Consider the following 20,366-nt stretch of genomic DNA (forward strand, 5'->3'; position numbering starts at 1 on the left):
AATTTAAGGTATTAGTAAAATGTATAAGGGTAATAAAAAGAGAGTTTAAATCAAATAATGAATATTAATTCATTATTTTTTGTTTATTAACGATATTTTTACAATATATTAACAAAACTTTAAAAGAGGTTTCTTTATATTGGAAGCGGGAATGAAAAATTATCTAATATAAAGGAGAGATTAGTAATGAAACATACTAAAACAATAGCTTTATTATCATCAGCAGCCATTTTATTAGGTGCGTGCGGTAACGGTGGGAGTGATTCTGCTTCAAATAAGAAAGATGAAGGTACGAAAGACGCCACTGTAGCGGTTAAAGATATTAAGACAAAGCCTGAAGATGCAATTAAAAAGGCACAACAAACATATAAAAACCAAGATTTAAAAGATATTTCTTATGAGAAATCAAATGGTGACTGGGTCTATAAAGTAGAACAACAAGACACGAAAAATAATAAAGAGTCAGAAGTTATCATCAATGATAAAGATAAAAAAGTGATTCACAAAGAAACTGAAAAAGGTGAATCTAATCAGTCTAATGACACATTTAAATACAGTGATGTGAAGAATTATAAAGATGCTATTAAATCAGCGCAAAAAGACTTTGATGGAGATGTGAAAGAGTGGTCATTATCAAAAGATGATGGCAAATTAGTATATAACTTTGATCTACAAAAAGGTAAAGAAAAGCATGAAGTGACTGTCGATGCTAAAACTGGAAAAGTATTAGACAATCAAAAAGACGATTAAAATAAATCCTCTATATGAAGATCAATCCTGGGACATAAGTAAAATGTCTCAGGCTTCAATTTTTTTAATATATTTCCAATAATTTCTTCCAGTTATAAGAAACCATAACCGCAATGCTCATAACTAGTAACAAGATGACGAGTTCAGAAGCCATGTAACCTTGTGATAAGTGTACTGTAAATAGGGCGCCTAACATAATGACGATAAATCCAGCAGCAACGTAATTTGAAAATAATCCGATAATCATTAAAATACCACCGATAAATTCAAATAATCCTAATATAATTCCTAAAAATGCAGGGAATCCTAACCCAGACATCATTTCCATAGGCTCTTTAAATCCGCTAAATACCTTTTGTGATCCATGTATTGTAAATGTAATACCTAACATCAGTCTAATTAATAGTAATCCTAAGCGCATAAATACTTACCCTCCCTTTAAATATATTTTATATACTCGATATGGTTAGTATACTACAATAAGATTATTTTCAATGCAACCACGTATTTGATTTTTTGAAATAAATTCAAAGGCATTGCATATAGAAGTAGTAATAAAGCTTTTAAGAGGACGCATGATGTCCGGTTCAAATGATTAAATTAATAAAAACGAATAAATTTGATTTTGATTTTAAATTGGATATAAGTTTGCGTTATAATACTTATGCGTATGCAATATACATATAATTAATTTAATTTGAGGACTTAAAAGTGTTTTGTGCGAAAAACGTTAATGACTTCAGTAATGTATATTAATGCAACTTACATCTAGTTTTAAGAATGATTGCGTAAAGCAAACTAAAGGGGGAGCATCGTTGAAAAAAGTTTTTACCAGTTTAATGATGATTATGATGTGTTTAGTCTTAATATCGCCAACTGTTTTTGCTGAACAGTCTCCAGTCGATGTTGCTAAACAAGAACATCAAGATATTGATAAGCAATACAATCCAAAAGGGATGATCGTAACAACTAAAGATGGTCAAATACTTTATGATTATCATGGAAGTACTCAAGTTGATCCGGCATCTACTACTAAATTGATGACGATGAATTTGGTTTATGATGATATTAAATCAGGCAAAATTAAAATGAATGATAAAGTGAAAATTACATCACGATATGAAAAAATGTCAGAATTACCTAATTTAACTACATTTCCACTTAAAGAAGGAACAACCGTTACAATCAATCAATTATTGAAGCAAGCTGCATTAGAATCAAGTAACGCTGCGACATTAGTATTGGCAGAACATATTGATGGTAGTTCTTCGAAATTCACAGATAGAATGAATCAAAAAGCTAAAGATTTAGGTATGAAGGATACAACGTTCACGAATCCAAGTGGTGCTAATAATAAAATATTAAAACCATATGAGCCAAAAAGTTATAAAGATGATACAATTTCACATACAACTGCACGTGATATGTCATTATTAAGTAATCATATATTGAATGCACATCCAGATGTTTTAAAAATTACAAAACTATCTAAAGATAAGCAGTCAAATCAAGAATTACATAATACCAATACATCATTACCTAATGAAGCAGATGGTATGAAAGATGTTGATGGTTTAAAAACAGGCACAAGTGACAATGGATACAATTTAGAATTAACTGCTAAACGAAATCATTTAAGAATCGTAACAGGTATATTTAATGTTAAGCCGTACCCTGATGAACAAGCGAAGCATGCCCGCCAAAAACTGGCGAATGCTTTAACTGAACATGCATTTAAGCAATACGATTACCGTAAAGTCATTTCAAAAGGTGAGCATGAAATAGATGGTAAAAAATACGAAGTGAAAAAAGATTTATATGATTTAGTACCTAAAGAAAAAAGTAAATATCAATTAAAAGTGTCTGACGATAATCAATTATATGTAGATTACAATCGTCAATTTATGAAAGGACATAAAGCGCCTACTGTGGAAGTCAAACCTACGACACATTGGGGCATGATTTTTCTATACGTATGTATGGCAATTGCCGGACTTGTATTACTAGGTATGTTGACCATCATAGGTATCAAAATTTATTACAAAAAGTTTTAATCAAATGATGACGTATAAAACATACTAAGATTAGCTATGAAGAAATCTATGACAATAGATTTTTCATAGCTATTTTTTATAGTTATAGAGAGTGGGATAGAAATAATAAAGAACTACTAATCATTGATTATGTAGTGGTTCTTACGCATTAGCCACAGCTAATGTGTACTTTAAAATAGGAATACATGAGTGAAACTCATGCATAAGAAATACTAATTTCTAAAGAAAAAGTATTTCTTTATCGTTGTCCATCCCCAACTTGCATTATCTGTAGATTTTCTTTTCGAAACTCTCTACGTTTGGGGCCCGTCCCCACGGCAAGGTTGACTAGTAATGAAAAAGCTTGGTACATTAGACCGTCTTTGTAATTTATTACTTAGACGGTTTTATGCATGAACTTTAGTTCATGTATGCCTCTAAAGATTAATTTGAACACATGAGTCAATACGCATGTGTAAGTCATTCTAATTTCTATAAGAAAAAGAATGACTTTACAGTCAACTACTGCCTAAATATGAATGTAACTTGAAATATATTTATGTCCCAGCCTGTTTTTTAATTTAAAAACCATTCAAATTGACAAAAGATATAAGTGTAACTACAATGGTTACAGGAGGTTAATTCATTTGAAAATTAGTAGTAGATTTACAGTAGCAGTACATATATTATCTTTAATTCAAATAGAGTCCAATCAAGAGCTATCATCAAAATATATAGCTGGCAGTGTTAATACTAACCCTGTTGTTATTCGACGAATTATTGGCTATCTTAAACGTGCACAATTAGTAGATATGTATCGTGGCAATGGCGGTCTATACTTATTAAAACCGTTATCAGATATTACATTATTAGATGTATATCATGCTGTAGATGTGGTTGAAGAAGGACAATTGTTTCAGATACATGAAGACACGAACGTGAACTGTGTGGTAGGTGCTAACATTCAAGGGGTGTTAGAGATTATATTAATGCAAGCACAAGATGCTATGGAAGGTGTTTTGGCGAAAGTGACAATGAACGATATCGTTAATCAAGTATTGCAACATAACAAATAGCGTATTCGTTATTTGACTTTATGTAACTGTAACTGTTACAGTTACATTTACATAAACGATAAACATATTTCAAAATGTAATTAATCTTAAAAGAGATAAACGGAGGAGTTTAACAATGAAAATAGGAATTATAGGCGCTTCAGGTAAAGTAGGACAACTTGTTTTAAAAGAAGCTTTAGATAGAGGACATCAAGTAACTGCCATTGTAAGAAATGCATCAAAAATAACAAATACGGAATTAGAAGCATCGAGAAAGACATTCATGATTTAACAACTACAGACATAGCATCATTTGATGTTGTTGTTAATGCTTTTGGAGCACCATTAGGCGATTCAAAAGGACATATCAATGCAGGCCGTCATTTAATTGATATTTTAAAAGGAACAGATACAAGAGCGATTATTGTTGGTGGTGCCGGAAGTCTATATGTTGATGATGCACATATAGTTCAATTAATCGATACACCAGAATTTCCAGATATTGTTAAACCTACAGCAAGTGGTCAGGGACAAAACCTTGAAGAATTACGCAACTCAGAAGGTATAACATGGACATTCCTTAGCCCTGCTGCAGAATTTGATCCAGAGGGTGTTAGAACAGGTCATTACCAATCTGGTAAAGATCAATTAATTGTTAATTCTGAAGGAAATAGCTATATCAGTTATGCGGATTATGCCGTTGCATTAGTAGACGAAATTGAAAATCCTCAACACATCAATGAACGCTTTACTGTTGTGGGAGAAGCAAAATAATAGAATTAAAAAGGCTGAGATACTCATTCCTCATGAATATCTCAGCCGTATTTTTATTATTTTTTAGGATATAAACCTAAATAAGATTCTAAACTTTGGCCTGAATCTTTGACTTCTTTGGCTTTCTCTTTACCTAAATAGCGTAAATGCCATGGCTCATATTGATAGCCAGTTTCATTTTCTTTGCCTTTACCGTATCTAATAATAAAGCCATATTCATCTGCATGGCGTTTAATCCATTGACCTTCTTTGGTTTTACCAAAACTGCGGTATAGGTTTTTATCAGACCCTTGTGCACCCACATCGAATGATAAACCAGTTTGATGTTCTGAATGACCTGGTTTAGAGCTATATTTATTAGCTGCTTTTTCACCGTCTCTAGCTTTATAATTATTGAATAATTGAATTTGAGTTTGATAGCTTCTGAAGCCACTAATTTTGTATAGATTGATATGATCTTTTTTCGCATCAGCAATCATTTTATTTAGTGCTTTCACTGCTTTAGGATTTTCCCCAGGATTATAGTCTTTTGGTAATTTAATTTGCTTATTCACCATTAAGATACCGTCAACATAAGTTTTACCATCTTTTTTAACTTTCTTGTGAGATTGACTCTGATTACTATCTTGCTTGCTCGCTTCATTTTTACCTTCAGAATGATGATTTGAACATGCTGATAGTACTAGTAATCCCATCAATAGCACAGTCCACAACTTTTTCATATCACACAAAACTCCTTTTATATTGTTAACGTGATTTACCAAATAACCAACTAATTGTACACGAAATAAGTTTAACATATTTTATTAGTATAATAATGGTATATAAGAAATGAATTCATTTGATTTTTATGTAAGTATTTTAATTTTGAATTTATGATATTTATAAATCTGTTATGTAACAGTGAATAAAAATGTAATTCTGTATTAATTTAAGATACAGGTTCGCTAATCAGCCATATTTTAGTTGAAAATTAGTCATAAATAATGTGAAAATAATCACAATAAACATGCTACACTACATGTGAAAACGTTAACAAAACGAAATGGAGGCGAACAGTATGTTAGAAACAAATCATCATACTAGTGCTTGGCAAGGTTTTAAAAATGGTCGTTGGAATAGACATGTAGACGTGAGAGAATTTATTCAACTAAATTATTCATTATATGAAGGTGACGATACCTTTTTAGAAGGTCCAACTGAAGCAACATCAAAATTATGGGACCAAGTGATGCAATTATCTAAAGAAGAACGTGAACGCGGTGGTATGTGGGATATGGATACGAAAGTAGCATCCACAATCACATCACATGACGCTGGATATTTAGACAAAGATTTAGAAACAGTTGTCGGTGTGCAAACAGAGAAACCATTTAAACGTTCAATGCAACCGTTCGGTGGTATTCGTATGGCTAAAGCAGCATGTGAAGCATATGGTTATGAATTAGATCCAGAAACAGAAAAAATCTTTACAGACTATCGTAAAACGCATAACCAAGGAGTATTCGATGCATATTCCAGAGAAATGTTAAATTGTCGAAAAGCTGGAATAATTACAGGATTACCAGATGCATATGGCCGTGGACGTATCATCGGTGATTATCGTCGTGTGGCGTTATATGGTGTTGACTTCTTAATGGAAGAAAAACTTAAAGATTTTAATACGATGTCTACTGAAATGTCAGAAGATGTGATTAGATTAAGAGAAGAATTATCCGAACAATATCGTGCCTTAAATGAATTAAAAGAACTAGGACAAATGTACGGCTTTGATTTAAGTCGACCAGCTACGAACTTTAAAGAAGCAGTTCAATGGTTATACCTAGCATATCTTGCAGCAATCAAAGAACAAAATGGTGCTGCTATGAGTTTAGGACGTACATCAACATTCTTAGATATTTATGCTGAACGTGATTTGAAAAACGGTGACATTACAGAAAGTGAAGTACAAGAAATTATCGACCACTTCATTATGAAATTACGTATCGTTAAATTTGCACGTACACCAGACTATAACGAATTATTCTCTGGTGATCCAACTTGGGTAACTGAATCTATCGGTGGTGTAGGTATTGATGGTAGACCATTAGTTACGAAAAACTCATTCCGTTTCTTACATTCATTAGATAACCTAGGTCCTGCACCTGAGCCAAACTTAACTGTACTTTGGTCAGTAAGATTGCCTGAAAACTTCAAAATCTATTGTGCAAAAATGAGTATTAAAACAAGCTCAATTCAATATGAAAACGACGATTTAATGCGTGAAAGCTATGGAGATGACTATGGTATCGCATGTTGTGTATCAGCAATGAAAATCGGTAAGCAAATGCAATTCTTCGGTGCTCGTGCTAACTTAGCTAAAACATTATTATATGCCATCAATGGTGGTAAAGATGAAAAATCTGGCAAACAAGTAGGTCCAAGTTATGAAGGTATCCATTCAGACGTATTAGATTATGATGACGTATTTGAGAAATTTGAAAAAATGATGGACTGGCTTGCAGGTGTATACATTAATTCATTAAATATCATTCATTATATGCACGATAAATATAGTTATGAACGTATTGAAATGGCGTTACATGATACAAATATTATTCGTACGATGGCAACAGGTATTGCTGGATTATCAGTAGCAGCTGACTCTTTATCAGCAATCAAATATGCACAAGTAAAACCTATCCGTAATGAAGAAGGTCTAGTTACAGACTTCGAAATCGAAGGCGACTTCCCTAAATATGGTAATAACGATAGCCGTGTGGATGATATCGCAGTCGATTTAGTTGAACGCTTCATGACAAAATTACGTAGTCATAAAACATACCGTGACTCAGAACATACAATGAGTGTATTAACAATAACATCTAACGTTGTTTACGGTAAGAAAACAGGTAACACACCAGACGGTCGTAAAGCAGGCGAACCATTTGCACCAGGTGCAAACCCAATGCACGGTAGAGACCAAAAAGGTGCATTATCTTCATTAAGTTCTGTTGCTAAAATTCCTTATGACTGCTGTAAAGACGGTATCTCAAACACATTTAGTATCGTACCAAAATCATTAGGTAAAGAAGAAGACGCTCAGAATAAAAACTTAACAAGTATGTTAGACGGCTATGCAATACAACATGGTCATCACTTAAATATCAATGTATTTAACAGAGAAACATTATTAGATGCAATGGAACATCCAGAAGAGTATCCACAATTAACAATCCGTGTATCTGGTTATGCAGTTAACTTCATTAAATTAACACGCGAACAACAATTGGATGTCATTTCACGTACATTCCACGAAAAAATGTAGAAAAATAAGGTGGGAGCAAAATGCTTAAAGGACACTTACACTCCGTCGAAAGTATGGGCACAGTCGATGGACCAGGTATTAGATATATATTATTTACACAAGGTTGCTTATTAAGATGTTTATATTGTCATAATCCAGACACTTGGAAAATCAATGAACCATCTAGAGAAGTTACTGTAGATGAAATGGTTAATGAAATATTACCGTATCAACCTTACTTTGATGCATCTGGTGGTGGCGTGACCGTAAGTGGTGGCGAGCCATTACTACAAATGCCATTTCTAGAAGCGTTATTCAAAGAACTACAAGCAAATGGTGTGCATACGTGTCTTGATACCTCTGCAGGATGCGTCAATGATACACCAGCGTTTAACAGACACTTTGATGAACTACAGAAACATACAGATCTTATATTATTAGACATAAAGCATATTAATAATGAAAAACATATTAAATTAACAGGCAAACCCAATACACATATACTCAAATTTGCCCGTAAATTGTCAGATATGAAACAACCTGTTTGGATTCGTCATGTCCTAGTACCAGGTATCTCAGATGATAAGGAAGACCTCATCCAACTTGGAGAATTTATTAATTCTCTAGATAATGTTGAAAAATTTGAAATCTTACCCTATCATCAACTCGGCGTGCATAAGTGGAAAAATTTAGGCATCCCATATCAATTAGAAAATGTTGAACCACCCGACGATGAAGCGGTCAAAAGAGCCTACCATTACGTCAATTTCAAAGGGAAGATCCCAGTTACATTATAAAAAGATATAAACCCATAACACTAAACACCCTTCACAAACACATCAGTTCCTTATTGGAATTGGTGTGTTTTTAATTATTCAAATATCTTTGTAAAAAGAATAATATGTGAAGTTATTAAATACAATATTCTGAATTGTCTTGATATTAATAAGTGTTTTATTTACATTTATATTAATAAATATATTTTTGAAAGGAGTCATTTTGATGAAAAAAATTTTCGTATTAAGTTTATCAGCATTCCTAGTTTTGGCAGGTTGTCATTCAGGTGAAAAATCGAACGCAACAGATAAGAAAGAAGAAAACAAGCAAGCGTCTAAAACAAATGATAGTAATAAAGAAAAACAAGATAATAAAAATGAAAACAAAAGTACGTCAGTGACTCAATTATCAGAAAAGAAAAAATTAGCATTAGCATTTTATGCTAACGAAGCAGATCAATATATGTTAACTAAAAATGAAATCCTAACAGGCATTTATGAGTATAAAAAGGGATCTGAAGTTGAGAAAAAGCAAATGGAAGATCTAATGCTAGAGAAAGAGGATTCTATAAAAAATGCACCCGAAGGCATGAAGTTTTATCAAGTATATCCAACGAAAGGTCAGTTTGCTTCTGTTATTGGTGTAAATAAAAATAAAATATTTATAGGTAGTACACAAGGTGCATTAAATGATTATGCTTCTTTATCTAATGATGGTAAGGAACTAGATATTAATCAGTTATATAAAGCGAATAAAGATAATAGATCTTTACCAGAAATGGAAAAGAAAATACAAATCGTTGATAGTGGTGCAGCACAAAATGCAGATGATCCAGATAAAAACGCTGCTAATACGATGGCACATATGAGAAGCCAAATTTATAATGAAATCAGTGAATTTGATGGCGAATTAGATAATAAAACCTACCTTTGGGATAACATCCGTCTCGACAACGATGGTAATTGGACAGTGAATTATCGTAATCATGATGGGGAAATCATGGGTACATATAAGAGTGAGAAAGATAAAATAATTAAACTCGATCAAAATGGTAATAAAGTTAAAGAAAAGCAAATGAGTAATCAATCAGAAGAATAATGAATCGATGAAGCGTTTAGTGACATATCAAGGTTACTAAACGCTTTTTAAATTTCTAAATAAATTATTGTTAATTTTCTGAAAATAGGGTATCGGTATAAAAATATTAACTTCAATGATTTAAAAAGGGGATTAATTATATGAAAAAAGAAAAATCGAAGAAGTTCAAATTTAAAACACCTCATACGTATGCTTTATTATTAATGGTTATTATATTTGCTTGGATAATGACTTATGTGATACCAGCAGGAGAATATGCACGAGAAAAGAAAAGTGGTCAAACAGTAGTTGTTTCTGGTTCTTATCATGAAGTTGCGAATCAGCATTTATCATTTTTAGATATTTTTAGAGCAGTGCCAGAAGGTTTGGTAAGTGGCGGTGAAATTGTATTTTATGTATTTTTAGTAGGCGGTGCATTTGGGATAGTTCACCAAACAGGTGCATTTGAAAATGGTGTGAACAAAGCAATGCGTACATTAGGCAAAGCCAATTTTTTAATGATTCCACTGACGATGACGGCCTTTTCAATTTTAGGGTTTTCTATCGGTTTATCAGAGGAGACGATTATTTTTGTACCTATAGGAGTGTTGATTGCTCGTACACTTGGTTATGATGCATTAACAGGTGCAGCGGTAGTCATATTAGGAGCCGGAAGCGGATTTATGGGTGGTATGCTTAATCCGTTTACTGTTGGTGTTGCGCAAAAAGTAGCTGAGTTACCATTGTTCTCTGGTTGGGGATTACGTACGATTATATACGTCTTTATACTCACTGCAGCTATTACTACAGTCATGCTTTACGGTCATAAAGTTAAAAAGAATAAGTCGAAGAGTATTGTTTATGAGTTGGAAAAAGAAGAAGGACAACTTAATACAGAAATTGAATATCAACATTTTAGTAAGAGGCAAGCTTTCAGTCTAGCATTGATTCTTGGTGCGATTTTATTTAATGTATTTGGTATTTTTAAGTATGATTGGACGTTTACACAAATGAGTGCCAACTTTCTATTGGCTGGTATCGTAGCTGGATTAGTCGCTGGACTTGGATTTAACGGAACATTTGATGCACTAGTTAAAGGGATGAAAGATATTCTCTATGGTGCTTTAGTCGTGGGTATTGCTAAAGGGATTGTCGTGTTATTAGAAAATGGTAAAATCATCGATACGATTGTACATGGTATGACAACACTATTATCTGACGTACCTGCTTCATTAGTCATCATGGTGATGTTTGTTTTACAATTTATATTGAATTTCTTTATTCCGTCAGGCTCAGGACAAGCTTTAACAACAATGCCACTCATGATACCTATTTCAGATTTACTACACATTAATCGACAAATTACAGTGCTAGCCTTCCAATATGGAGATGCCATTAGTAATATTTTATTCCCGACATCAGCGACACTGATGGGTGCTTTAGCAGTTGCGCGCATTTCATATACACAATGGCTAAAATTTGCATGGAAACTCATTGTTGTATGGATCATTATCTGTGCAACAGCAATGTCCATTGCACTGATGATAGGTTATTAGATATTCTATAGTAATTGTATAAATTATGGATATAAGATGCATAGATAAATAATTATAGATACAGTACATGGAAGTCTGCGGGTTGTCTGTCGTAACACTTCGGATAGTCTATAAATATCGTCATTTGAGTAAGTGGGGTAGAATAAGCCCCACTTATTAATTTATAAGTATTACACTTATAGTAATTAAAATGTTTGCAATTATCAGAATATTCTGTATATTAAACATAGGAACATCTTAAGAAAGGGTGATTCAGCATGAAAAATAAAGTTTTAGGTCTTTCATTATATTTAAGTTTAGCACTAGGTATTTCAACAGTGACATATGCTACAGCATATGAATATGCTCATGGTGGTACATGGAGTCATGGTGTAGGTAGTAAATATGTTTGGTCTTATCATAGCAGTAAAGGTCATGGGTCGACTGCTATAGGAAAATATGAATCATATAGTGGATATACTAGACCAGGTATTAAAGCTAAAGCCTCAGCCACGAAAACATTTTGGGGTATTAATAAAGCATACTATAACGTCTATTAAGACATTTAAATTTAATAAAAACATTAATACATCATAAGAGGTACAACAATGAAATGGTTTAAGATCACATTAGACGGTACGATATTACTATTAATATCGACACTTTTGTTTTTGTATACATATAAAGAAAATGAACAATCGTTACCGAATAGTAAATATTTAGTTGAAGTGACTGAATGGAACCACAAATATAATAAACAAGACATTTTTAATACAATCACAAAGTTTGCTGAAAAAGAGCATATCGCCATATATAAAGTAATGCCTAATTATCAAAATAAAAAGATAAATAAAGATATATATGTTTTTAACCCAACTCAACAAACATCAATCCATTCCTTTAATTCTACACAAAAGTATAACTATATCAATGAACAAGCGCTTATTAAAAGAGATGTAAAAGGCGATTATATTATTACTGATCATCTGTTTAATGATAAAGAACTAAAAGGTATTTTGAAATCTAAAGGTGTCACTATCGAAACTTATCATCTTGATAGGGTAATGATGGTCATAGGATTTATCACTGAAATGAATTTAACTATTCCAATTATCGCATTATTGTTAGTTTACTTGCTTTATTATATTTATGACAAAAATATCCATTTTAAAGAATACGCAGTAAAAGCATTACACGGTTATACATTACCCAAAATGATTTTTGAAAATTTCGGATTAAAAAGTACTTATTGGATAATATTATTTATCATTCAAGTCATAATCACTAATACGATACTTTTATTATTAAATTATAATGGTAACTTAAAATTATACATGATACGGCTAAGTGTGATTACCGGTACTTTTATCCTTATAATCAGTTTAATCAATTTATGGACTTATCTCATTTTATTAAACCTGAATATCGCTAATATGATTAAAGGAGAGCAACATTTCAAAACAATACGTCTGATCAATACCTTTACCAAGGGTATTTTATTAGCACTATTAGCTATCGTCATTATTCAAAACATGGTTGTTATTACAGATTTGAATAAAATAAAAGAGATAGAAAAATATTGGAAAATATTAGATGATTATTACGCAATTGAATTTGCTCCTTCAGCGGGAAATGAAGATGTTCAAAACAAGAGAATGATTGCTTCACATCAACTTATCAAAGACAGTGAAAAGCACAATAACACCATTTTAGTTAAAGTAAATAATCCTCAAAGTGTTAAAAATAATTATTCTCCATATGAAGGTAATGTCATGTTTGTGAATCAAACATTTTGGAAGCTATATAACAAGTATTATCAAACGGGACTATCGTTACCAGATAATAAAAATATGGTAGAAATTTTATTACCTAATCAATATAGGTATTCATTAAAAGACGTAAAAAAGGAATATCAAGAGTGGTTCCATACTTTAAAAGATAAGCACAATAAAGATGGTAAGTTGAACATTTCTTTGACTAGTAGGGATAACTATCAAATCTTTTCCTTTAACAACCGTGAGATAAAAGATTTAATGCTTATATCTGCACCAATCATTATCAATGTTCAATCTACAGATTTATGGGATGATTTTTACTATGCCATGATGAGTCAAGGTGGTTATTTATTTAAGGATTATGATGCTTTAGTTAAAAGCATTAAAAAATATAACCTAGAAAATGATGTGAGTGGTGTTACGAATTACAAAGATATCATTATGGAAGAATATGGAGACAACAATATTAAATTAGTGATTTATCTTTTTTCTGAAATGATTATTGCCATTACTACCGTCATTATTATCATTTTTGATGTGAAGTATTACTTTGATCAAAACAAAAAGCGTATTTTAATTGAGAAAATTCATGGGTACTCGCCTTTGCGTTCCAATTATAAATATTTATGGGTAAGTAACTTATTTCTTATTTTTGTAGGACTCTTAACTTACTATTGTTTTAGTTCATTATATTTAATGCCCATATTTTCTCTCTTAATTGTCTTTCAATTATTATTACAATTATTCACTCTCCGTCATTTTGAAAAGCAATCACATCAAGTCATCAAGGAGTTATAATTATGAAGTATATTACTACATTATTGATCGTATTAATTGCATTTTGTATGATTGTGTTCACTTTTGTACACCATCCTATTATTGACCGATTTAATCCGTTACTCAACATGGAAGGCGACTATGCAAAAGTACCTAAAAATACACAGTATTATGAAAACATAACTGTATTCGATAAAGATGGTAAAAAGTTGGATTACAAGCTTACTTTCAATGGCTTTGATTCTGAAAGAGAATATGCAAAGGTAACACATAAAGGACAATATGTTAAAAAAATGACATATGTCAATGAAGCAAATGTTCCAAAAGAGGTTAAATCCCAATGACCATACGCATCAATCAATTATCAATAAGTAAAGGTAATCACCATATATTCGACGGTGTCGATTTAACATTCGAATACGGGAAATCATACGCTTTAATCGGGGCGAGTGGATGCGGTAAATCAACTTTGTTAAATGCTATTGCGGGTATTGAAAAAGTAGACAAAGAACAAATCATATTTGATGGTCAAGTACCAAAGTTCAATGCCAAATTTTATAGAGAACAACTAGGATATTTATTTCAAAACTATGGTTTAGTAGAAAACCTATCAATAGATGGAAATTTAGACATAGGACTTACCTATAAAAAGATGTCCAAAAAAGAAAAAGAGGCATTAAAATTAAAATATTTAAATCAATTTAGCCTAACAAATAATAGAAAAAGAAAGATATACACATTGAGTGGTGGAGAACAGCAACGTGTTGCTTTAATAAGGATGATATTAAAAGAGCCAAGCATTATTTTGGCAGATGAACCAACGGGCGCACTAGATTCAAAAACAGGACAAGCCATTATTAATACATTACTCAATTTAGTTGATAAGGATAAAGTTTTAATCATTGCAACACACAATATGAATATTGCCTCCCAATGCGATGAAGTGATTGATTTAACAAAATTAGCATAATTTGAAAATATTTCTAATGATTAAAGAAAATCCTCAACTTGAAATACAAGTCTCTCAGAACTAGTGAATCATACTAGTTACATGGGATTCTTTTAAAACAAGTTGAGGATATTATTATTATATTACTCGGCGTCTTTTATGCCTTCTTGCATAGCAATATAAGCACAGTTACCAAAGTCAACTTGAGCTTGTTGGAATGGTAAAGTATTGACACTAATGACTTTATGGTTTTTGTGTTTATCATGTATTAAAGGAGAGAAGTTATAATACGCTAAGTAGTTGGGATGTTCGTCATCTTTGCTACTGTCTAGAAACATGGAAACATTAGTGATTGGAAGTGCTTTGTATTTCATTTGAGCTACACTATAAGATACAGGGTGTGGATTTTCATGCGATATTAAATCGTTTAATTTCTTAATTTTTTCTCCGTCTTTCTGTGATATAGCATCTTTAAAAGAAACGTGGTATAAACCTGGTTCTACTGATGCATATACTAACTTACCGTCTTTGTATTTTGTTAAAATTTCTGTATAAAATTCTGGGTAATTTGTGTCACGAACTTTTTCTTTAGAACCGGTGACATACCAATAATTTACTTGTTTAATACCATCTTCACCTGAGTCGATTTTTTGTCGTTTGACACCTTTCTTATCTTTGAAAAATGCGTCAACGTCATTAACAGATGAGCCTTTAGACTCCTTAGTATATTTATAATCAGCGAGTTCAACTTTATCCATTAATTTTTTATAGTCTTTCCAACCTTGCATACCTTTTTCATTAGTGAACGTTTTTTCTGTCATTATTGGATCTAATTTATCAAGGATTGGCACAGATTGATATTTACTATATTTTTTCTGAGCTATTTTATAAGCTTCGGTATTATCATCGTATTCTTTAAAACGTTCACTTTTACTTTTAGCCTCAGATTTATGATGGTCTTCTTTGTTTTTTGAATCATCTTCATGACTACAACCAGTTAAACTCAAAGCAATTACCGAAATAAAAATACTCATTAATTTTTTCATAAGTTTTTCCCCTTTTATTAAGTTATGAATTGAGTGCATTTTCATCATTTTCATAAGTCATCCCTTTGTCTTCGAGAACATGTCGATAGAATGGATTTTGACCGATAATTTTAATGTGGTCAGCTAACACTTCAACCTCATCTAAATGATGTGTGGTCATAATAATTAAACATTGAGATTTTAATTGTTCTAATAAATGATGGATATCATATCTAGATTCGAGATCGATACCGACAGTTGGTTCGTCTAGAATTAAAATCTTAGGTTGGCTAAGTAGTCCGATTAATATATTGATTTTTCTTTTATTACCACCAGATAGCTTTGAAACTTTAGCTTTGGTTTCATCAAAATTAAGTTGTTTTAAATAACTTTGAATCGTTTCTTCTGATATTGGATGTTCACATAATGATTTGAAAAATTGAATATTCTCTTCAACTGTCATATGTTCAAATAATGCGATGTCTTGTGGTACATAACCCACTAATTGTCTGATTTGACGTTTAGTTAATGCCTTTCCAAAATATTGAATGCTACCTGCATCGACCTTTTCAATACCAGCAATTAAGCGTAATAACGTAGACTTACCTGCACCATTTTCACCTAATAGAATCGTGATGAGATTGTTCTGAAATGACATATTTAGTGAATCGAAAATGTGCTTCTTCTTATAATGTTTTGCTACGTTTTGAACGTCTATCATATTTATCACACTCCTTTATAATTGAATCCATATATAAATCACACTTAATATGATGGCATACACGATCGCCATAAATAGACGATGACTTAAGACATTTACTTTAAATAGAAGTAGTGCCATACCAAACTCGTAAACTACTAATATAATGATTGATTTCAAGTAAAACCATATACTCAAAGGTTGGTGCATTCCTATACTAATGAGCACTAATATACAAAATAGAATAATGACATGTGTAATGATATAGGTACTATAAAGTTTAAGTTGACTATGATGAGTCAGAAATAATCGATGAAGTGGTGCATCTTGCTTAAGACGTTGATGTAATAGAATTTGAATCACACTGACCCATATCACAACGGCAAATACAATGCCGATAGAGATAGATTGATTGGCATTATGATTGATGGCATGCGTAGTCATTTGTGATTTGGGTGTGTCTTTGTTGTATTGCTTTTGAATGTCTGACATTGTTTTAGGTTGTTTTGTATCACTTAAATGTTCATATATAATATTTGGAATTTGTTGTTCATATAAGGAACGACTTATGATTTCAATGGCTATACTACCTATGAAATCATCACGTCCATATAACGGCAAGGCAGCCTTTAAATTGTTGTCTTTAAGTTTGCGATCAAAGTCTTTAGGAATTTGTAGGCTTGCCATGACTTCCTTTTTCTTTACTAAATCATCGATATAAAAGTCGTCTTCATTTAGTTGACGAAGATCAACATATTTACTTTGATTAATTTGATGTATGAGTTGCTTAGATGATTGGGTATGACTCATATCTTGTACTGCGATTGGAATTTTAAACGTTTGGTTTGCAGATTTTTGACCCAACCATAAGGCAGTTAATGTTAAGACAATCGTCAATATCAAGATCAAATAAGCTAGCCATTGTTTTTTAATCACAAGTTGAATATAAGGTTTCATCGGCGATACCTCCAAACAAGTACAAGTATTAACATCACAATCAATACAACCAAACTAGAATAAAAAGCAGGGTGTGTATCTAAAATGTAATTATTTAATGTAATTTCTAGCATCTGATTAGTGACTAAACTAAATGGTTGACTGACTATCATATTATTAAATATATGTTGGAAGAAAATGGTTGGGACAGTGATACCAGAAAATCCAATAATTATGATGCTTAAACCGACTTTTAATAGTAGATTCAACCATGATTTAGCTAATAAATCGATTATGATTAAGCATAAAATTATCATTGTTACAAAGTATAGTAATTCAATAGTTACTGTAGGCCAATTGTAATTTCTAAAGGGACTATCTAGTGTATGATGAATCCAAATAAATCCTATAGCTGACCATAGTAACGTGTAAAACCAAGCGATAAACCCACGGACAAGTGTGAGTTTCTCATAGGAAAAGTGAAACATTTGTAATCGCTCTTTTAATGCAGATTCTTGGTTCATTTTAAGTACAGTATAGAGTGAGAGACATAGGATATATATTGAAAGTAAATAACCAGTCACCACATAATAACTACCAGTGTCATAGATATTGATAGGTTCATAATCGAAGGCACCAGTACGATTGAGACCTGTAAATAGCATGTCAGTCATCGTCATTAATGTCTCATTGTCAGAAGGCTTATCCGCAAGATGAGTGAAACTTAGAATACCTCCCATTGATAACATTAAGCGGTCATACACAGAATGAGTGAGTTGGTTAATTACTACACTTTTAGTGGACTGTTTGTCATATGTATAAACTGAAATAGGAAGACTGCCGTTTTTATAAAAAGCCTTTGTCATACCTTTATCAAAGACGAAATAGCCCTGTAATTTCTGTTGTTGCAACAATTGATGCGCTTGATGTTCATCATATTTTTTCAAAGAGACGTTTTTTCCTAAGTGACTCCCTTTACCTACAGACCCTAAAATAAGTTGCGTTTCTTTGGAGTGATCCTTGTCGACGATACCTATCTTGAAAGATGATTGATCTTGGTTAAGTTGTTGTAGAATTGTTAGTGTCGTGATTAAAGCTATAATCATCAGGAATAAATATAAAAATAAATACCACTTCTTCAATAAAAAAGAGTGGTAGATGTGAAACAATTTTAGTATTTTCAAATAACCACTCCTATCAAAAGATATTAAAATGGGGCGGGAATATATCCCACCCCGTATGGTTGTATTGGCTACGATATCCTATATTGAAATGGATAGGGGTATGAGCCAATCAATAGTTTGAAAATGCATTTGATATATCATTCTCTAGCTACCTAATCTTCTAATTTTTTAGTTATTTTTTTGAAATTATCTTTATAACTTTTATTGATTTCTTTGGCTAGTTTTTCTTTGTCTTTTTCAGATAAATCATTAAAATCTTTAGCACCTTTTGTATCAAAGTCAATTTTTTCTTTTAATTTGGTATCTGCATTTAAAATGATGTTAATAGGTTCATTTTCTATTTTAAACTCTACATTAAGCTTCTGTTTTTGTTGATTATTCTTTGTATCAGTATCTAAATTATTTTCATAGTCAATATCATAGTTATCTGTACCATCATCTATAGTTACAGTACCAGCATCTTTACGTTTTGAATCACTTTGGGTCTCTTTATTGTCGATATCAAGTGTATAGCGATCATAGTCAATACTGCTTGTTAATGTGTATTTATCTTTGTAAGTATCATCTTTTTTCTTAGATGTACCTTTAATTTCAAAAGTATTATCATTACCAGACACTTTGTAATCCACTTTTAAATCATCATCAATTTTATTTGTACCTTTGATAGTGATTTTTTTGTCATCTGAATCAGTAATAGTAATATCTCGTTTTAATATTTGGTGCTTTTCTTGATAAATTTTAGATTCGATTTTAGGGAAATCTTTATCTTGAGCATCCTGTGCATCTTTGAGTGCATCTTTTATTGATTTGTTATACTCTTTTTCATTCATGTTTGAAAGTCGTAAAAGTTCTTTGTCATTCTTTGCTTTTTTTAATGCGGCTACTGTTATTTTCTTAGCTTTTTCTCTACTAATAGTTAATGTGACAGGTTTAATCTTTTTAGATTCGCCGTCAATTTTGACCTTTCCTTTATCGCCTTTTTTGAAATCATCTTCATCTAGCTTATCCGCGATTAAATCTGTATAGCGTTTAGTTATTTTGTCAACATCATCTTGTCGAGTTTGCAATACACCTAGTTGATTATTCAGGTTGAAATTAACATTTGAATAGCCTTTATCTTTAAGTTCGGATGCATCAACATCTTGTAATTCAGCTAATCCATCAATGATTTCGGAGTTTTTGATACTATAAGTATCTTTGAAGAACGGTGATTGATAATATTGATTTTTATCATCAGCACTAGTTTGGAATTTACCGATTTCTTCATCAACGATTGTAGGTGACAAACTGACAGTACTTTTCTTACTTTTAGGATCATGACCAACGGTACCTTTAAGTTTTGTACCATCTACTACAGATTTAGGTAATCCAAGATCTTCGATAAAATCTTTAGAGGCATCTGCAGTAACCTCGAATTTAGATAAGAATGAATTATCGTTATATTTTTCTTGGAATTTCATTTCATTTTCGAAACGATCATTTACATATGAATTTAAGTTCTTAGCTGTTTTCTTTTCACTTAATAAATATGTATTCTTGGGTGTATTAGTAATAAAAGCATATACGCCCCAAGCTATTCCCAGTACAAGTAATAATCCGACCACGATAGGTAAGATGATTTTAAGTTTCTTCGACATATCGTATCCTCCCAAAATTTGCTGTTATCCCCAATTAGAATTGATTTATTTAACAAAAGTGGCCAAATAATTGCGAACAATCTATCCAGCCACTTT

General features: G+C 31.8%; 18 protein-coding genes and 1 pseudogene. 12 read left to right on the forward strand and 7 right to left on the reverse strand.

What is annotated here, in order from left to right:
* Window positions 1–186: 186 nt before the first annotated feature.
* Entirely contained in the window at window positions 187–750 is a 564-nt protein-coding gene (locus AC2D8K_RS02240; protein ID WP_002466898.1) for a PepSY domain-containing protein, read from the forward strand.
* A gap of 64 nt (window positions 751–814) precedes the next feature.
* Here AC2D8K_RS02240 and AC2D8K_RS02245 read toward each other — a convergent pair whose 3' ends face one another.
* On the reverse strand, window positions 815–1,171 hold the full coding sequence (locus tag AC2D8K_RS02245; RefSeq protein WP_002451435.1) for a DoxX family protein: 357 nt from the start codon (window positions 1,169–1,171) through the stop codon (window positions 815–817).
* Between the two features lie 394 nt (window positions 1,172–1,565).
* On the opposite strand from AC2D8K_RS02245, the gene pbp4 reads away from it, so the two are divergent.
* The 3 genes and pseudogenes from pbp4 (at window position 1,566) to AC2D8K_RS02260 (ending at window position 4,612) form a co-directional block, all read left to right on the forward strand.
* Window positions 1,566–2,804: a penicillin-binding protein PBP4 gene (gene pbp4, locus AC2D8K_RS02250; protein ID WP_242238576.1), complete on the forward strand. Its 1,239-nt coding sequence runs from the start codon at window positions 1,566–1,568 to the stop codon at window positions 2,802–2,804.
* Between the two features lie 626 nt (window positions 2,805–3,430).
* Window positions 3,431–3,859, forward strand: a complete 429-nt coding sequence (locus AC2D8K_RS02255) for an Rrf2 family transcriptional regulator (protein WP_124228032.1) — start codon at window positions 3,431–3,433, stop codon at window positions 3,857–3,859.
* A gap of 115 nt (window positions 3,860–3,974) precedes the next feature.
* A pseudogene (locus AC2D8K_RS02260) lies at window positions 3,975–4,612 on the forward strand (NAD(P)-dependent oxidoreductase).
* Window positions 4,613–4,668: 56 nt separating this feature from the next.
* On the opposite strand, the gene AC2D8K_RS02265 reads toward AC2D8K_RS02260, so the two are convergent.
* Window positions 4,669–5,334: a M15 family metallopeptidase gene (locus AC2D8K_RS02265; protein ID WP_124228033.1), complete on the reverse strand. Its 666-nt coding sequence runs from the start codon at window positions 5,332–5,334 to the stop codon at window positions 4,669–4,671.
* A 338-nt stretch (window positions 5,335–5,672) separates the two neighbouring features.
* Between AC2D8K_RS02265 and pflB the strand changes: the two genes are divergently transcribed.
* From pflB to AC2D8K_RS02305, 8 genes are all read left to right on the forward strand, one after another.
* Window positions 5,673–7,919, forward strand: a complete 2,247-nt coding sequence (pflB, locus tag AC2D8K_RS02270) for a formate C-acetyltransferase (protein WP_484697933.1) — start codon at window positions 5,673–5,675, stop codon at window positions 7,917–7,919.
* 20 nt (window positions 7,920–7,939) lie between these two features.
* Window positions 7,940–8,695, forward strand: coding sequence for a pyruvate formate-lyase-activating protein (pflA, locus tag AC2D8K_RS02275; protein ID WP_124228035.1), 756 nt, complete (start codon window positions 7,940–7,942; stop codon window positions 8,693–8,695).
* Window positions 8,696–8,900: 205 nt separating this feature from the next.
* On the forward strand, window positions 8,901–9,773 hold the full coding sequence (locus AC2D8K_RS02280) for a hypothetical protein (RefSeq protein WP_484697935.1): 873 nt from the start codon (window positions 8,901–8,903) through the stop codon (window positions 9,771–9,773).
* A 140-nt stretch (window positions 9,774–9,913) separates the two neighbouring features.
* On the forward strand, window positions 9,914–11,308 hold the full coding sequence (locus AC2D8K_RS02285) for a YfcC family protein (protein WP_124228037.1): 1,395 nt from the start codon (window positions 9,914–9,916) through the stop codon (window positions 11,306–11,308).
* Between the two features lie 257 nt (window positions 11,309–11,565).
* Window positions 11,566–11,847, forward strand: a complete 282-nt coding sequence (locus AC2D8K_RS02290; protein ID WP_124228038.1) for a lactococcin 972 family bacteriocin — start codon at window positions 11,566–11,568, stop codon at window positions 11,845–11,847.
* 48 nt (window positions 11,848–11,895) lie between these two features.
* A complete protein-coding gene (locus AC2D8K_RS02295; protein ID WP_484697936.1) occupies window positions 11,896–13,860 on the forward strand; it encodes a DUF1430 domain-containing protein in 1,965 nt (654 codons plus the stop codon).
* Between the two features lie 2 nt (window positions 13,861–13,862).
* Window positions 13,863–14,183: a YxeA family protein gene (locus tag AC2D8K_RS02300; RefSeq protein WP_124228040.1), complete on the forward strand. Its 321-nt coding sequence runs from the start codon at window positions 13,863–13,865 to the stop codon at window positions 14,181–14,183.
* A complete protein-coding gene (locus AC2D8K_RS02305; protein WP_124228041.1) occupies window positions 14,180–14,809 on the forward strand; it encodes a putative bacteriocin export ABC transporter in 630 nt (209 codons plus the stop codon). Before AC2D8K_RS02300 ends, AC2D8K_RS02305 begins: the two co-directional genes overlap by 4 nt.
* Window positions 14,810–14,931: 122 nt before the next feature.
* Here AC2D8K_RS02305 and AC2D8K_RS02310 read toward each other — a convergent pair whose 3' ends face one another.
* The 5 genes from AC2D8K_RS02310 to AC2D8K_RS02330 form a co-directional block, all read right to left on the reverse strand.
* A complete protein-coding gene (locus AC2D8K_RS02310) occupies window positions 14,932–15,834 on the reverse strand; it encodes a hypothetical protein (RefSeq protein ID WP_124228042.1) in 903 nt (300 codons plus the stop codon).
* Window positions 15,835–15,856: 22 nt separating this feature from the next.
* Entirely contained in the window at window positions 15,857–16,534 is a 678-nt protein-coding gene (locus tag AC2D8K_RS02315; RefSeq protein WP_124228043.1) for an ABC transporter ATP-binding protein, read from the reverse strand.
* A 15-nt stretch (window positions 16,535–16,549) separates the two neighbouring features.
* On the reverse strand, window positions 16,550–17,470 hold the full coding sequence (locus tag AC2D8K_RS02320) for an ABC transporter permease (RefSeq protein ID WP_124228044.1): 921 nt from the start codon (window positions 17,468–17,470) through the stop codon (window positions 16,550–16,552).
* Complete coding sequence (locus AC2D8K_RS02325; RefSeq protein ID WP_124228045.1) at window positions 17,467–18,633, reverse strand: ABC transporter permease; 1,167 nt, start codon at window positions 18,631–18,633, stop codon at window positions 17,467–17,469. Before AC2D8K_RS02325 ends, AC2D8K_RS02320 begins: the two co-directional genes overlap by 4 nt.
* A gap of 152 nt (window positions 18,634–18,785) precedes the next feature.
* The gene (locus tag AC2D8K_RS02330) at window positions 18,786–20,270 is read right to left on the reverse strand and encodes a DUF6583 family protein (RefSeq protein ID WP_124228046.1); all 1,485 of its coding nucleotides are present in this window, start codon (window positions 20,268–20,270) and stop codon (window positions 18,786–18,788) included.
* Between the last annotated feature and the right edge of the window lie 96 nt (window positions 20,271–20,366).

Source organism: Staphylococcus sp. 510 (genome assembly GCF_057219715.1).